General features: G+C 45.5%; 12 protein-coding genes and 1 pseudogene. 10 read left to right on the forward strand and 3 right to left on the reverse strand.

Features of this window, described 5'->3' with window-relative positions:
• Positions 1-98 precede the first annotated feature (98 nt).
• Positions 99-857, reverse strand: coding sequence for a metalloprotease LoiP (loiP, locus tag ACU8XX_RS04485; RefSeq protein WP_001295379.1), 759 nt, complete (start codon positions 855-857; stop codon positions 99-101).
• 277 nt (positions 858-1,134) lie between these two features.
• Between loiP and tkt the strand changes: the two genes are divergently transcribed.
• Both tkt and ACU8XX_RS04495 read left to right on the forward strand, forming a co-directional pair.
• Entirely contained in the window at positions 1,135-3,126 is a 1,992-nt protein-coding gene (gene tkt / locus ACU8XX_RS04490; protein WP_000098614.1) for a transketolase, read from the forward strand.
• Positions 3,127-3,465: 339 nt separating this feature from the next.
• A protein-coding gene (locus tag ACU8XX_RS04495) for an IS1-like element IS1A family transposase (RefSeq protein ID WP_103215986.1) occupies positions 3,466-4,163 on the forward strand; the annotation gives its coding sequence in 2 pieces (ribosomal slippage) (positions 3,466-3,715 and positions 3,715-4,163; 699 coding nt in all).
• Positions 4,164-4,336: 173 nt separating this feature from the next.
• Here ACU8XX_RS04495 and ACU8XX_RS04500 read toward each other — a convergent pair.
• Both ACU8XX_RS04500 and ACU8XX_RS04505 read right to left on the reverse strand, forming a co-directional pair.
• Complete coding sequence (locus tag ACU8XX_RS04500; protein ID WP_000019403.1) at positions 4,337-5,317, reverse strand: IS5-like element IS5 family transposase; 981 nt, start codon at positions 5,315-5,317, stop codon at positions 4,337-4,339.
• Between the two features lie 158 nt (positions 5,318-5,475).
• Positions 5,476-6,173 (reverse strand): annotated as a pseudogene (locus tag ACU8XX_RS04505) (IS1 family transposase).
• Positions 6,174-6,560: 387 nt separating this feature from the next.
• On the opposite strand from ACU8XX_RS04505, the gene ACU8XX_RS04510 reads away from it, so the two are divergent.
• The 8 genes from ACU8XX_RS04510 (at position 6,561) to ACU8XX_RS04545 (ending at position 17,098) form a co-directional block, all read left to right on the forward strand.
• On the forward strand, positions 6,561-6,935 hold the full coding sequence (locus tag ACU8XX_RS04510) for a hypothetical protein (RefSeq protein WP_032175551.1): 375 nt from the start codon (positions 6,561-6,563) through the stop codon (positions 6,933-6,935).
• Between the two features lie 17 nt (positions 6,936-6,952).
• Complete coding sequence (locus tag ACU8XX_RS04515) at positions 6,953-8,716, forward strand: polysaccharide biosynthesis/export family protein (protein ID WP_016240555.1); 1,764 nt, start codon at positions 6,953-6,955, stop codon at positions 8,714-8,716.
• A 54-nt stretch (positions 8,717-8,770) separates the two neighbouring features.
• On the forward strand, positions 8,771-9,571 hold the full coding sequence (locus tag ACU8XX_RS04520; RefSeq protein ID WP_032175631.1) for an ABC transporter permease: 801 nt from the start codon (positions 8,771-8,773) through the stop codon (positions 9,569-9,571).
• Between the two features lie 12 nt (positions 9,572-9,583).
• Positions 9,584-10,234, forward strand: a complete 651-nt coding sequence (locus ACU8XX_RS04525) for an ABC transporter ATP-binding protein (protein ID WP_032175626.1) — start codon at positions 9,584-9,586, stop codon at positions 10,232-10,234.
• Between the two features lie 14 nt (positions 10,235-10,248).
• The gene (locus ACU8XX_RS04530; protein ID WP_032175625.1) at positions 10,249-11,451 is read left to right on the forward strand and encodes a sugar transporter; all 1,203 of its coding nucleotides are present in this window, start codon (positions 10,249-10,251) and stop codon (positions 11,449-11,451) included.
• Positions 11,452-11,821: 370 nt separating this feature from the next.
• Complete coding sequence (locus tag ACU8XX_RS04535) at positions 11,822-13,144, forward strand: hypothetical protein (RefSeq protein WP_061360542.1); 1,323 nt, start codon at positions 11,822-11,824, stop codon at positions 13,142-13,144.
• Between the two features lie 11 nt (positions 13,145-13,155).
• Positions 13,156-15,864, forward strand: coding sequence for a glycosyltransferase (locus tag ACU8XX_RS04540; protein ID WP_160458695.1), 2,709 nt, complete (start codon positions 13,156-13,158; stop codon positions 15,862-15,864).
• Positions 15,857-17,098 carry a glycosyltransferase family 61 protein gene (locus ACU8XX_RS04545; protein ID WP_032175622.1) on the forward strand — a complete coding sequence of 414 codons (1,242 nt, stop codon included), beginning with the start codon at positions 15,857-15,859 and terminating at the stop codon, positions 17,096-17,098. The genes ACU8XX_RS04540 and ACU8XX_RS04545 overlap by 8 nt, the downstream gene beginning before the upstream one ends.
• Positions 17,099-17,104: the final 6 nt, after the last annotated feature.

Consider the following 17,104-nt stretch of genomic DNA (forward strand, 5'->3'; position numbering starts at 1 on the left):
GCATCGCATCCGGCAATGCGCACAGGGTAACAAATGTGCCATTCATGTCAGAAGGGGCGTGAACGCCTTATCTGACCTACGTTCGACACCACCAGGCTTTACTTAATCCCATCTGCGCTCATACGATCGCGAATATGCTGGGCGCGTTCGGCGGATGCAGGATGGTCGTCAAACATTGAGCTTTGGCGACCTTCTTCCAGTTTTGCCAGTTTTTCAAAGCTGGTGGCAAGACCTGCCGGGCTGATGCCGCGTTGGCGCAGAAGATCGTAAGAATAATCATCGGCTTCTGCTTCCTGGCGCTGGGAGAATTGCGAATTGACTAATTTCTCGCCCAGATCACCGAGTTGTGATTGAGATAAACTGCCGACAATCCCGCCCGCAGAGGCCGCAGCTACTCGCACGGCATTTGTACCAAGTGCCACCTGCATTCCTTTTTTCACATGGCCTAATGCCACGTGCCCCATTTCGTGACCGATCACCGCTTCGACTTCGTTATCCGTCATCATATCCATCAGCCCGCTATAGACACGGATACAGCCGTTAGCCATTGCAAAGGCGTTCACATCCTTCGCCATATACACTTTGTAATTTACCGGCTGACCGTTGATATTGTTGCCTAGCGCATTGGCAATAGTTGTCAGACGTTTAGCGTATTCGCTATTGGCTGGCGCAATCGTCGCCTTGCTGTCCATCTCCTGACATGCCTGATCGCTCAGGGTTTTCACCTGCTCATCACTCAAACTGTAAGCCTGAAAAGCTTCCGCTCCTGATGAGAGCAGTCCGTTGGAGTCCATATTCTGGCAACCGGTCAGTACCGTTGCCACGCTCATTGCTACCAATAAGGCGCGAATTTTCATGTTTTCTCTTCCGCACAAGGTCAGGATTATTCTAAAAATGCGCCGTTTGCAGGTGAATCGACGCTCAGTCTCAGTATAAGGAAAAGCGCAACGGACGGGCGAGTAGATTGCGCAACATGCGAGCATGATCCAGATATTTCTGAAGCAGCAAAAGGATGTTCCATGTACATGACGCGCGGCTTGCGGTAAATTGTTGGCAAATTTTCCGGCGTAGCCCAAAACGCGCTGTCGTCAAGTCGTTAAGGGCGTGCCCTTCATCATCCGATCTGGAGTCAAAATGTCCTCACGTAAAGAGCTTGCCAATGCTATTCGTGCGCTGAGCATGGACGCAGTACAGAAAGCCAAATCCGGTCACCCGGGTGCCCCTATGGGTATGGCTGACATTGCCGAAGTCCTGTGGCGTGATTTCCTGAAACACAACCCGCAGAATCCGTCCTGGGCTGACCGTGACCGCTTCGTGCTGTCCAACGGCCACGGCTCCATGCTGATCTACAGCCTGCTGCACCTCACCGGTTACGATCTGCCGATGGAAGAACTGAAAAACTTCCGTCAGCTGCACTCTAAAACTCCGGGCCACCCGGAAGTAGGTTATACCGCTGGTGTGGAAACCACCACCGGTCCGCTGGGTCAGGGTATTGCCAACGCAGTCGGTATGGCGATTGCAGAAAAAACGCTGGCGGCGCAGTTTAACCGTCCAGGTCACGACATTGTCGACCACTACACCTACGCCTTCATGGGCGACGGCTGCATGATGGAAGGCATCTCCCACGAAGTTTGCTCTCTGGCGGGTACGCTGAAGCTGGGTAAACTGATTGCGTTCTACGATGACAACGGTATCTCAATCGATGGTCACGTTGAAGGCTGGTTCACTGACGACACCGCAATGCGTTTCGAAGCTTACGGCTGGCACGTTATTCGCGACATCGACGGTCATGACGCGGCATCCATCAAACGCGCAGTAGAAGAAGCGCGCGCAGTGACTGACAAACCGTCCCTGCTGATGTGCAAAACCATCATCGGTTTCGGTTCCCCGAACAAAGCCGGTACCCACGACTCCCACGGTGCGCCGCTGGGCGACGCTGAAATTGCCCTGACCCGCGAACAGCTGGGCTGGAAATACGCGCCGTTCGAAATCCCGTCTGAAATCTATGCTCAGTGGGATGCGAAAGAAGCAGGCCAGGCGAAAGAATCTGCATGGAATGAGAAGTTTGCGGCTTACGCGAAAGCTTATCCGCAGGAAGCGGCTGAATTTACCCGCCGTATGAAAGGCGAAATGCCGTCTGACTTCGACGCCAAAGCGAAAGAGTTTATCGCTAAACTGCAGGCTAATCCGGCGAAAATCGCCAGCCGTAAAGCGTCGCAGAATGCTATCGAAGCGTTCGGCCCGCTGTTGCCTGAATTCCTCGGCGGCTCTGCTGACCTGGCACCGTCTAACCTGACCCTGTGGTCTGGTTCTAAAGCAATCAACGAAGATGCTGCAGGTAACTACATCCACTACGGTGTTCGCGAGTTCGGTATGACCGCGATTGCTAACGGTATCTCCCTGCACGGTGGTTTCCTGCCGTACACCTCCACCTTCCTGATGTTCGTGGAATACGCACGTAACGCCGTACGTATGGCTGCGCTGATGAAACAGCGTCAGGTGATGGTTTACACCCACGACTCCATCGGTCTGGGCGAAGATGGCCCGACTCACCAGCCGGTTGAGCAGGTCGCTTCTCTGCGCGTGACCCCGAACATGTCTACATGGCGTCCGTGTGACCAGGTTGAATCCGCGGTCGCGTGGAAATACGGCGTTGAGCGTCAGGACGGCCCGACTGCGCTTATCCTCTCCCGTCAGAACCTGGCGCAGCAGGAACGAACTGAAGAGCAACTGGCAAACATCGCGCGCGGTGGTTATGTGCTGAAAGACTGCGCCGGTCAGCCGGAACTGATTTTCATCGCTACCGGTTCAGAAGTTGAACTGGCTGTTGCTGCCTACGAAAAACTGACTGCCGAAGGCGTGAAAGCGCGCGTGGTGTCCATGCCGTCTACCGACGCATTTGACAAGCAGGATGCTGCTTACCGTGAATCCGTACTGCCGAAAGCGGTTACTGCACGCGTTGCTGTAGAAGCGGGTATTGCTGACTACTGGTACAAGTATGTTGGCCTGAACGGTGCTATCGTCGGTATGACCACCTTCGGTGAATCTGCTCCGGCAGAGCTGCTGTTTGAAGAGTTCGGCTTCACTGTTGATAACGTTGTTGCGAAAGCAAAAGAACTGCTGTAATTAGCATTTCGGGTAAAAAGGTCGCTTCGGCGACCTTTTTTATTACCTTGATATGTCCGTTTGCGGACAAGCAATAGATAAAGCGTGTTGTAGATCACAAATATTTATATGCAATAAATATCAATTATGTAATATGCATCACGATATGCGTATTGACATTTGTTGTTATAACTATAACTCAATGTTATATAAGAAATTAATAATTAACTGTTTTCAAAACACCGGTTTCCCTGCTCAATTGCTTTCATTAAACCGCACGAGTATTTTATTTTTACCGCCGGACGGGTGATGCTGCCAACTTACTGATTTAGTGTATGATGGTGTTTTTGAGGTGCTCCAGTGGCTTCTGTTTCTATCAGCTGTCCCTCCTGTTCAGCTACTGACGGGGTGGTGCGTAACGGCAAAAGCACCGCCGGACATCAGCGCTATCTCTGCTCTCACTGCCGTAAAACATGGCAACTGCAGTTCACTTACACCGCTTCTCAACCCGGTACGCACCAGAAAATCATTGATATGGCCATGAATGGCGTTGGATGCCGGGCAACAGCCCGCATTATGGGCGTTGGCCTCAACACGATTTTACGTCACTTAAAAAACTCAGGCCGCAGTCGGTAACCTCGCGCATACAGCCGGGCAGTGACGTCATCGTCTGCGCGGAAATGGACGAACAGTGGGGCTATGTCGGGGCTAAATCGCGCCAGCGCTGGCTGTTTTACGCGTATGACAGGCTCCGGAAGACGGTTGTTGCGCACGTATTCGGTGAACGCACTATGGCGACGCTGGGGCGTCTTATGAGCCTGCTGTCACCCTTTGACGTGGTGATATGGATGACGGATGGCTGGCCGCTGTATGAATCCCGCCTGAAGGGAAAGCTGCACGTAATCAGCAAGCGATATACGCAGCGAATTGAGCGGCATAACCTGAATCTGAGGCAGCACCTGGCACGGCTGGGACGGAAGTCGCTGTCGTTCTCAAAATCGGTGGAGCTGCATGACAAAGTCATCGGGCATTATCTGAACATAAAACACTATCAATAAGTTAGAGTCATTACCAGATACGTTTAGGGAAGGTGCGAATAAGCGGGGAAATTCTTCTCGGCTGACTCAGTCATTTCATTTCTTCATGTTTGAGCCGATTTTTTCTCCCGTAAATGCCTTGAATCAGCCTATTTAGACCGTTTCTTCGCCATTTAAGGCGTTATCCACAGTTTTTAGTGAGATCTCTCCCACTGACGTATCATTTGGTCCGCCCGAAACAGGTTGGCCAGCGTGAATAACATCGCCAGTTGGTTATCGTTTTTCAGCAACCCCTTGTATCTGGCTTTCACGAAGCCGAACTGTCGCTTGATGATGCGAAATGGGTGCTCCACCCTGGCCCGGATGCTGGCTTTCATGTATTCGATGTTGATGGCCGTTTTGTTCTTGCGTGGATGCTGTTTCAAGGTTCTTACCTTGCCGGGGCGCTCGGCGATCAGCCAGTCCACATCCACCTCGGCCAGCTCCTCGCGCTGTGGCGCCCCTTGGTAGCCGGCATCGGCTGAGACAAATTGCTCCTCTCCATGCAGCAGATTACCCAGCTGATTGAGGTCATGCTCGTTGGCCGCGGTGGTGACTAGGCTGTGGGTCAGGCCACTCTTGGCATCGACACCAATGTGGGCCTTCATGCCAAAGTGCCACTGATTGCCTTTCTTGGTCTGATGCATCTCCGGATCGCGTTGCTGCTCTTTGTTCTTGGTCGAGCTGGGTGCCTCAATGATGGTGGCATCGACCAAGGTGCCTTGAGTCATCATGACGCCTGCTTCGGCCAGCCAGCGATTGATGGTCTTGAACAATTGGCGGGCCAGTTGATGCTGCTCCAGCAGGTGGCGGAAATTCATGATGGTGGTGCGGTCCGGCAAGGCGCTATCCAGGGATAACCGGGCAAACAGACGCATGGAGGCGATTTCGTACAGAGCATCTTCCATCGCGCCATCGCTCAGGTTGTACCAATGCTGCATGCAGTGAATGCGTAGCATGGTTTCCAGCGGATAAGGTCGCCGGCCATTACCAGCCTTGGGGTAAAACGGCTCGATGACTTCCACCATGTTTTGCCATGGCAGAATCTGCTCCATGCGGGACAAGAAAATCTCTTTTCTGGTCTGACGGCGCTTACTGCTGAATTCACTGTCGGCGAAGGTAAGTTGATGACTCATGATGAACCCTGTTCCATGGCTCCAGATGACAAACATGATCTCATATCAGGGACTTGTTCGCACCTTCCCTAACGATATACTGATTGGGAATATCCGCCCATATTTGAAAAAAATTTGGCAAGCAGATTGTATCGGTGGAACAAGGTAATGACTCTAACTTATTGATAGTGTTTTATGTTCAGATAATGCCCGATGACCTTGTCATGCAACTCCACCGATTTTGAGAACGACAGTAACTTCCGTCCCAGCCTTGCCAGATGTTGTCTCAGATTCAGATTATGTCGCTCAATGCGCTGAGTGTAACGCTTGCTGATAACGTGCAGCTTTCCCTTCAGGCGTGATTCATACAGCGGCCAGCCATCCGTCATCTATACCACGACCTCAAAGGCCGACAGCAGGCTCAGAAGACGCTCCAGTGTGGCCAGAGTGCGTTCACCGAAGATGTGCGCCACAACTGTCCTCCGTATCCTGTCATACGCGTAAAACAGCCAGCGCTGACGTGATTTAGCACCGACGTAGCCCCACTGTTCGTCCATTTCAGCGCAGACAATCACATCACTGCCCGGTTGTATGCGCGAGGTTACCGACTGCGGCCTGAGTTTTTTAAGTGACGTAAAACCGTGTTGAGGCCAACGCCCATAATGCGTGCACTGGCGCGACATCCGACGCCATTCATGGCCATATCAATGATTTTCTGGTGCTTACCGGGCTGAGAGGCGGTGTAAGTGAACTGTAGTTGCCATGTTTTACGGCAATGAGAGCAGAGATAGCGCTGATGTCCGGCAGTGCTTTTGCCGTTACGCACCACGCCTTCAGTAGCGGAGCAGGAAGGACATTTGATGGAAATGGAAGCCACGCAAGCACCTTAAAATCACCATCATACACTAAATCAGTAAGTTGGCAGCATTACCCAAAATTCTTAAATTTGAAATGACACAAACTGCAAACTTGTGTAATCTTCGCCACATAAAAGCACTTTCATGAATAATAAAAAACGATTTAGTTGTTTACTGAATAGTTTTTTTATGGCAGCGCCCTAAAGCAAATCGCACACATTTTAACCGGAATTGTCCATTTCCGTGCGGTAGCCTACCCTTTTTTTGGATTTTCTTACTTAACACCTGCGTTTTTGTTGCTCCTGCACCTGCAAGATTTCTCAACTGCTTCGCTATTAAAATCAGTTGAATACCATCAAAGTTTTATTTCACATTCCAGTTATTGCATTGTTGGAAAATATTGATCTATGAAGAACGCAACTCGCCTTCTGGTGATTTCGCTCGCCCTCATGTTGAGCGGCTGTGCATATTCCCCGAAGCAGGTTGAAGCATCCCGACCGCTTGTGAATCAGACTGCTTCTATCGACCTCCAGGCTATGGCAGCCAATCTGCAACAACCTCTGAACACCCTGCCGCAGGGCGCCGCGCTCAGCGTCAATGGCAATACCTATATTCTGGGCCAGCGTTATGTCTCCGCCCTGGGGCTGGAATGCATAGAACTGCTGCGTAATCGCAACTACAACCAGTCGCAGCACGGTGTGACCTGTAAGAACGGTGACACCTGGTATCTGGTACCGCAGCTGGAACAGGCTTCCGCCAGTAACCTGTTTGCCGTGCAATAATTTTGAAGAGAAATGTTGTGAAGATAACGAATTTTCGGCAATTGAGTGCCGTCCTGTTGCTGGCCTGCGTCTCCTGCGCCTCTTTCGCCGCCCCCACCCAGCAAGAAGCCCAGGCATTTGGGATGAACACCCCGGCAGACAACGGCGATGGCCGACTGCAGCTTGGCGGCGAGCAAGCGATGAGCGGCCAGGCAAACACCTCCTCCACCACCGGGACTTTCGCACAGCAAAACCGCCAGGGCATGTTATTGCCGGGCGAGTCTGATGTGCGTAAATTACTGCCGCAGTCCGAGTCCGGCCTCCCCCCTCCATACGGTGCCAACCTGTTTGCCGGTGGTTATGAAACCGAGCGCAGCGACGGCTTAAACGATAATTACCTGATCGCCCCCGGCGATAAGCTGAATATCTGGATCTGGGGCGCGGTCAATTTTTCCAACGTCGTGACCGTCGATAATCAGGGCAATATTTTTATTCCCGATGTCGGGCCGATTAATGTCAAGAATGTGGCGGCCAGTAAGGTTAATAACCTGGTTACCAGCCATATCAGCGAAGTTTTCACCAATAACGTTAATGTTTACGTTAATTTACTTACCGCGACGCCGGTCAGTGTATATGTCACCGGACCCGTCATTCGTCCGGGACAATATGCCGGACAATCCTCCGACAGCGTTTTATATTTCCTGAAACGCGCTGGCGGCATCGACTCCGACCGCGGAAGCTATCGTCATATTAAAGTATTGCGCCAGAACCGCGTGATCCAGCAGATCGACCTGTATGAGTTTATGCAGCAGGGCAAAATGCCGAAGCTGTCCCTCAAAGATCAGGATGTGATTCTGGTTGAACCCCAGGGGCCGATGATCAACGTGGCGGGTAAAGTGCGTAACCCGTTCCGCTTCGAGCTGAAGAACAGCACCGCGCTCGGCTCAGAGCTGATCGACTACGCCCTGCCCCTCGCCAAGGTGAGCCACGTGGGCGTGATTGGCGATCGCGCCAGTGGCCCGTTCTCGGTCTATATGCCCTATAAAGATTTCGACCGCATTCAGCTGAGCGACGGCGATAAAGTGCTGTTCAACGACGACATGCATGCGCAGGTGTACGATGTGCAGGTGATGGGCAGCTATCGCGGGCCATCCTACTTCACCGTGCGTAAAGAGACCCGTCTGCACGATCTGCTGAACCACATCCCGATTGACCCGAACATGGCGGATTACGGCTCGATCTACATCATGCGTAAGAGCGTGGCCGCGCGGCAGAAAGAGATGCTGGAAGACTCCCTCAACCGTCTGGAGCGCAGCGTCTTTACCGCGCCTGCCAGCTCTGACGGCGAGGCCTCCATTCGCACCAAAGAGGCCGAACTGGTGATGCGCTTTGTGGAAAAAGCCCGCAAGATCCAGCCACTGGGTAAAGTGGTGGTGTCGGATAAAGGCGTGATCGCCAACATCCTGCTGGAACAGGGCGACCAGATTGTGATCCCGAACAAAACCGACCTGATTCAGGTGGGTGGCGAAGTGATGATGCCGCAGGCGGTGGTCTACAACAAAAACGCCAGTCTGGAAGACTACGTAGCCTGGGCGGGTGGCTATACCGACCGTGCGAACGACAAGCGCATTGCCGTGGTGCATGCCAACGGGCTGATGGAGTTTAAAGACGGTGGCGATGTGATGCCGGGCGATCAGATTCTGGTCATGCCGAAAGTGGACAGCAAAATGATGCAGTCCATCAAGGATATCACCCAGGTCATCTATCAGGTTGCTGTGGCGGCCAACGTGGTCCTGAACTAACCCTCAATGCGGGCTCGCCCCATCGCGGGCCCGTTCTGTGATATCGGCCTTCTTATGCTTAAACCTGTTCTCAACCAGACGCCCCGCAGCTCGTTCCAGGTGCTGAGGGATGTGACGTTTGGCCTGCTTATTCGTGAACTGAAAACAAGATTTGGCAGTTATCGGCTGGGGTATACCTGGGCGCTGCTGGATCCGCTGTTGATGATTGGTGCTTTTAGTTTGATTTTTGGCATGCGCGGGCATAGCGGATTTGGTGGAGCTCCGGCACCACTGTTTATTACTGCAAGTTATCTGCCTTTCCTCTTTTTCAGGAATGTGGTCAGCAAACTGCAATCTGCCGTTAATGCGAACAAGGGCTTGTTTTGCTACAGACAAGTTACCCCCTTCGCGACCTTTGTTTCCCGTTTTATCCTCGAAACAGTTATTGGCATGGTTGTGGGCTGCGTACTGGTACTAGGATTGCTGTGGTTTGGTTTTGATGCCATCCCCAGCGACCCTTTAGAGGTCGTTCTTATCTATTTCATTTTAATGATCTTTTCGTTTTCGCTGGGCATTATTTTTTGTGTACTGGGTAATTTATTTAAAGAAGCTGATAAGTTCCTTAGCCTGCTGATGATGCCCTTGATGTTTATCTCCTGCGTGATGTACCCCCTCGCGACCATACCCTCAAATTATCAACACTGGTTTTTGTGGAACCCGTTGGTTCATGCCGTTGAGCTAATCCGAAGCAGCTGGATCTCCGGCTATGCCAGCCCGAATGTAAGCGGGATGTATTTTTCGGCTGTAACGTTGGTACTGCTGACGTTCGCGATGAGCTGTTACCGCCTGAGTCATCGTCGCTTGATTGCCAGCTAAAGTAGAATAAGCATGATCATTCTGGAAAACGTCTCGAAGTATTACCCCACCAAATTTGGTCGCAACTACGTTCTGCGTGACGTGAGCATCACGTTACCCCGCGACCGCAATATCGGTATCTTAGGCGTCAACGGAGCAGGAAAATCTACTCTGTTGCGTCTGCTGGGCGGGATGGATATGCCCAGTAAGGGAAAACTGACACGTCACTGTCGTGTATCTTGGCCTCTGGCGCTAAACGGAGGTTTTCAGGGCAGCATGACCGGGCGTGAAAATACACGTTTTGTCTGCCGGATTCATGGCGTTCGCGATACGCGGGCTATCGAAGAGTGGGTAAAAGAGTTCTCGGAAATTGGTCAACATTTTGAACTGCCGATTAAAGGCTACTCCAGTGGAATGAGATCAAAATTTTCCTTTGCTGTCAGTATGGCCTTTGACTTTGATATCTACCTGACCGACGAAATTATGTCAGTGGGTGACGCCCGCTTTAAACAAAAATGTATTGATGTTTTTAACCAAAAACGCGAGACCGCCAGTTTGATCATGGTCTCGCACGATATGAAAAACTTACGCCAACAATGCGATATGGGTATTTTGCTGCGCAACAGCACCCTTGAGTTGTTCGACGATATCGAAGATGCCATCCGTATTTATCAGAAACTATAACAAGCCCAAAAATCATGATTCAGCCAGCCCGCTCTAACAAATCCTCCGGTTTGATGCGCAAGCTAAATAAATTAAAGACCAAACCCAAACATTTCATTGTTGACTCCAGCGGTTTCAAGCTTGCCCACCGCTCATGGAAAAAGAGCCTTAAACTCGGCAGTTTTTTATGGGTAGTAGTATGTTTTGCTATTGCTGCGCTTTATTTCTGCGTCATTGTTTCGGATCGCTATGTCAGCCGGGCAGAGCTGGTAGTTAAGCAGGCCGACCAGATCAAAATGTTGCCCGATGCTCTGTCGATGCTGGGAATTGGTGGCAGTAATCATGAAGACATACTGATCATTCAGGATTACCTTAAATCCCCCGATCTGCTCGACAAACTGGATAAAGAGCTGGGTTTGAAAGCCCATTATCAAAGTTCTAAAGTCGATTACTTTTCCCGCCTACCTGATAATGTCAGTCGGGAAGAGTTTATTAAATATTATCGTCAGCACCTGTCATTACATCTGGATGAGTTATCTGGCGTGCTGACGATTGAGCTACAGGCATTTGATCCTGCCTATGGGCAGCGCGTTGTTGCATTGATGCTCCAGGAATCTGACCGATTTATTAATAAACTGGGGCATCAGGTAGCGTTGGAACAGCTGGCCTTCGTCGAGAAAGAAGTCGATCGCGCCTATCAGCGTGTGCAGACTGAGAAAGCTAAAGTCCTCGATTTCCAGAATAGCCATCACCTTATCAGCCCGGAGTCGACCAGCAGTGCACGTCTTGGTGTAGTAAGTCAGATTGAAGCTCAACTGGCACAACAACAGGCCCAGTTAAAACAGCTGCAAAGCTATATGAAAGAAACCGCCCCAGCTGTTGTTTCCGTGCAGGCCAGGGTTGATGCCTTAACGCAGCAACTGGCTCAGGAGCAATCCAGACTTACCGGTGCTGATAAAGATGCGATGAACGAAGTGACGGCTCGCTATATGGATGTGCAAACCCAAGCGACCCTGGCGGCAGATCTGTATAAAACCGGACTGATTAGCCTGGAACAAGCTCGCGTGGAGGCGTACCGCAAACTTAAGCACCTGCTGGTTATCAGCCAGCCAACGCTGGCAGAAGACGCAGAGTATCCACGTCGTCTCTACAACCTTCTGACCACAGGGGTTCTACTCTGCTTGCTATATGGTCTGATTGTGATGGGTATTGCGACTCTGCGTGAGCATCAGGACTGATTATGTCGAACAACCTTTAAGTTCTACATCACATCCCTACATAAAAGTATTTTGTAATATAAACTTTAGAAAAAATTAAAAGGGGGGGGTGATAAATCATCATAAAACCACATACCCTTTTTTCAACATTAGGATTCAAAGAGCAAAGCAAATAATATAGCAGAAATCATTTAACCATTAAAGGATATTCAACGCATAAGGAGATTATAACTTGCATGATAATTATAGCTTATTTTATAAATTAATAATTACATAAAATTAGCAAATACAATAGACATCATATATGAATTACTATTCCATTAAAATCAATTTGCATATTAGCGAACATACATAGATATCTAATAACATTATTTAAGAATGAGGAAATCTGGTGAACATATATATATATGGCTCTTCAGAGACTGAATTAGAGCAGCACGGCGATTATACAATACAATTTTCTACTGCCAAGGAATTATCATCACAAATTAAGTTAGCACTAGAGTGTGATATATTTATATGGCAATATGATTATCCATGGAATGACAACGACATTAATAAAAATGTCAGCCTCAGTAAATTCGATAGCTGGAATGAAAATCAACAAAATTTTTTATCAACGATAAAAAAAGCAAAAAGAAAATCCATTGCTTTCAATAAAAGCATCATCACCCTCCCTGCAGTAATTGACTATATTACAAAACCAGAACAAACTTTAAAGATTCAAGCCGAGAGCAATTCCAAAAAGAATGAAATGCTTAATGTATATTTAGGAATGTTATTCTTATGGGGCAAGAAATATTGGCATACATTAGAGTGTATGGATAATATCTCTCTGCGACCAATTGGTTATAAACCGCTCAAAAAGAGCACATTTACATCAGCGCCTGATGAAAAATTATTATTAGCAGTAAATTTTTTATTAAGTTTAGAGAGTAACAAAAATAAAATCATATCATTAGAAGAGAGCATTAATCTAAGATTCAATGAAATTGCTTCTCTTACATTAATGTTACACAAAAGTCAAAAGCAACAGGAAACTGAAGTATCAAAAAATAACAAACTTAATAAAATCATTACAACCAATAATACTGAGCTCAAACAGAATATCCAAGTACTAGAAGAACAAAATAAAAATTTAGAAAAGCTTAAAAAGGAAGTTGACTCAAAAACCATTACCAACAACAAATATCAGAAAAAAATTAGTGAATTAAATTCAGAACTGATTGAAACTAAAAACTCGCTTAGTTGCAGATTTAATGAACTCGCAGTGATCACTGATATGCTTGAGAAAGCAAACAGAAATATATCTAAACTTCAAGAAAAACTTATTGCTGCCAATGAGAAACATGAAAAAATAAAAAATAGTTTTTCATGGAAAGCTACAGCTCCTATACGCGCTTTAAGCCATCTAGTTAAAACCAAAAAACAAAAAAATACTAAAAAACTAAACGAGACCATTCAATTAATTAGAGAGTCGATTTATTTTGATTCTGATTGGTATCTATCACAGAATCCAGATGTTAAAAATTCAGGAATAGACCCCGCCAGACACTATTTATTATTTGGTGGATTTGAAAATAGAAATCCATCAACAAAATTCTCTAATGAGATATACTTCGAACTTCATCCTGACGTAAAGGAAAAAGGTATTAATCCGTTAGAGCATTACATTATTTTTGGTATTAAAGAAAACCGAAGAACTAGTTATTAATGGGCGAGACAATGATTCATTCAAATTTATTAAACGAAGTAGCTTCCATCGGTTTAGTTGATCCACTCTGGTACGCCAAAGAATATCCTGATGTAGTTAAAACTGGTATTGATCCTGTTGAGCACTATATTAAATATGGTTTCTATCTTAAAAGAAAACCTTCATCGACATTTAACATCGATAATTATAAAGAAATAACAAATTTAACAGAACTGTGTAAAATTGTAGCCAATAACAATCTTAAAAATAATCCCATAAAAATTAATAATATCCCACAGTTAAAGAATACTACCAGCTGCCGAGGTTATTTTGATTCTCTTTCGACCACGGAATTACGCGGTTGGGCTATAGATGAGATGCATCCGGGAAAACCTGTATCTATTGATATTTACGTTGATAGCAATTTCCTTATGCAAATCAAAACGGATAAAAGCCGAGGCGATCTTATCAGGAAAGGGCTTCCCGGACAATGCGCTGGATTCGTACTGTCATTCCAGGAGGGTATTTTAAAAAATGGTTCTGTCATTGATTTAAAGTTTTCCGGGACTAATATATCCCTCAACAAAAGTAATAGAATATATAAAAGTGAGTTTCGCAAAAACGTTTATAACTCGCGATACATAGACTTTTTTAACTCTCGACAGATAAGAAATGTTACCGTTATAGTTCCTATTTACAATGCTTATGAAGCGGTCAAAGATTGTTTAAATTCGCTAGTCAAAACATTAAGTCGCGACGTGCAAGTATTGATGATTGATGATTGCAGCCCTGATAAAAAAATATCAGAATTGCTTCATGAATTTAATAAAGAATATGGTTTCACCCATGTTACCAATCCTGTTAACCTTGGTTATACAAAAACAGTAAATAAAGCAATACAATTGAGTAATGATAATGATGTTGTGTTACTCAATAGTGATACTGTGACAACACACCGCTGGTTAGATTCATTAAAATACGTTGCATATACTAGAAATCAAGTAGCAACCGTCACCGCTCTTTCCGATAATTCTGGTGCATTTTCCGTACCAGAGATTGGTAAATACAATGAGATAAAAACGGGTTTAACTCAGGAAGAGCATGCTCGTCTGGTCACACAAAATACTTTTGGCAATCATATTACTGTTCCAACAGGAAATGGTTTTTGCTTTTATATCAGAAGGGACTTCCTGAATAAATTTGGCCTGTTTGATGAAGAAAAGTACCCAATAGGCTATGGGGAAGAAAATGATTTATGCATGAGAGCATTTCGCGCAGGGTGGAGTAATCTCATTTGTGATAAATCCTTTGTATATCATAAAAGAAGCCAGAGTTTTAAAGACGATAAAATTAAACTTATGGAAGATGGAGCCAAACAATTACGCTCTGACTATCCAGAATATAAAAAATTAATAACAAGATTCCATGATGTTGAATTCCAGCTTTTACGCTCGAATATAAGAGCAGCGCTGGCAAAAGATAACGTGGTTTTGCCACGAGCTTTATTTGTTATATCTACAACCACAGGCGGAACTCCACAAACCAACCTGGATTTAATGCGTGCAATTTCAGACAAATATAGCTGCTTCTTATTAAGATGCGATAAATCAACTATTTACCTCTCTAAACTGGTAAATGGGGAGTTACAAACCCTCGAGGAAACTCACTTAGGCGTTTCTATTAATGCCTTAGAACATCGCTCTGAAGAATACGATATCATCGTCGCCGAAATATTATTCAAATACAAAATAGAGTTGCTACATATTAGGCATATTGCCTGGCATAGTTTAAATCTCTCGTCCATCGCAAAATCAATGAATGTGCCCGTCATTTATTCAATGCATGACTTTTATTCTCTTTGCCCAACAGTCACATTGAGCAATGAGTCAGGAAAGTATTGCGCTGGCACATGTAACAATAAGAGTAAAGACTGTAAGGCCGCCCTTTGGGAAGAAGGCGAAATAATCAACCTAAAAAATAATTATATTTATAGATGGCGCGAGCAGTTTAATGATTTCTTATCATATTGTGATTCCATCATCACAACAGATGACTCAGCAAAACAACAAATATGTGAAATATTTCCACAGCTTGAGAAAAAGTTTGCAGTCATTCCCCATGGCCGAGATTTTCCTATAATGCATCCCGGGAAAAGGCTTGATTCCACTCCTGGGAAAATAAAAGTGATTGTTCCTGGAAATATATCAGTAGCCAAAGGAGCATTACTCATAAAAAAAATGATAGAAGAAGACAAAGAAAACACTCTTGAATTTCATTTTTTAGGTAAGGTAGCTCCAGAACTCAATGGGTTAGGCATTCACCACGGAACTTATACACGCGATGATGTTGTCGAAAAAATAAAAGAAATTCAACCTCATATTGGTATAGTACTGTCTTTATGGCCAGAAACTTTCTGTCATACCCTTACTGAAATGTGGGCTGCTGGCATTCCAGTATTAGGTGTAGACTTAGGGGCTGTAGGTCATAGAATTAAACAATCTGGAGCAGGTTGGCTTGTGAGTAGCGATATCAATTCTAATGAATGTAAAATCCAACTAATTAGGGCAGTTACTAACTATAAAATTTATAATGAAAAAATTGCAAAGCTAAACAAATGGCAAGCAAGCACTGGAAAAACTAATACTACGGAGTGGATGAGCGAACAGTATCTATCTCTATATAAAAAATATGCACATCACCAGAATATAAGCAATATCACTTCAATGGTGGCTTATGAATAAAATTGTTTGTAACAGAATCAATAATCTGCCATCAGTTAATACATTAGATGAATTTTTCTCAAGTAGCTGGGACGTGTCTTTTCACTTTGGGTTGCCTTTGGCTACGAACCCCTCTGAATGTCACTTTATAAAAACTATTCCTCTCGTGCCTGATGAGTTTAAAAAAAACACACTAGCCATAATGATTCCTCATGTCTGGTCTCAGAGTAATGTCTGGAATAAAATTCACACGAGTAGATTTCAGCCAATAGCTTTAAACAAATTACACAATGCTCACATTTTTGGCGGAAGGATTGAAAATAGAGACTCAATATATCACGACAACGGTCAGCTCTTACTTACAGGTAATTATTCAATATTAAATTCTTCGCTCGGTGTTTTGGATGGTTCAAATACTCTTCCTAGGAATTTAGTTGATTATGAGGATGGTAAGTATTACTACTCCAACGAAACATCAGTTCCTCCGATTATATTACACGGAGACTATTATTTCATTGGCAGTATTCATCATCATTTTGGTCATTTTCTAGTAGAAGGACTTTCAAGATTATGGGCTATTAAGTACATACCAGAAGAAATAAAAAAAAACCTCAAATACATTATTTATGAGGATTCTATCAAACCTTACGCCCTCAATTTACTAAATAAATTTGGTATCAATCAGGATAACATTGTCTTCGCACCAAAACATGCTATTCTGGAAAAAGTTTTTGTTCCTGATATTTCATATAAAACCCATCATTGGGGCTCACAGCATCAAGCTGAGGTTTACGAAAAATTAAGAAACCAAGTGGCCTCTGATAACGACATTAAAAGTTATGTGTACTTAAGCCGAAGCAACGTTCCAGATAGGCCGTTATCCAATGAAAAAGAACTAGAAAGCAGATTAAAAAACCTAGGTTTCGAAATTGTATCTCCAGAGTTATTGGATATTGATGCTCAACTAGCTGTTATAAAAAACGCACAAATCATCGTTGGCCCGGTCGGTAGTCAATTGTACCTTTCAGCATTTTCAGAATCTTCTACAAATGTTGTTGTATGTGCGCCTTCAAATTTCTACCTTCCTGATGACTTGTTAATTGCATCAATGAAAGGTTTGAACTTAAGTGTTTTACTTGGAAGCGCTATTGATTTTGCAAAACCTAAAAGACATAGGGCATGGGAAATTAACATTGAAGAATTATGTGAATTTATACAATCTTTAATACATTCAAAAAATAGACATTCATATTAAAAGAAG

The sequence above is a fragment of the Escherichia sp. MAL-1 genome (assembly GCF_052948035.1).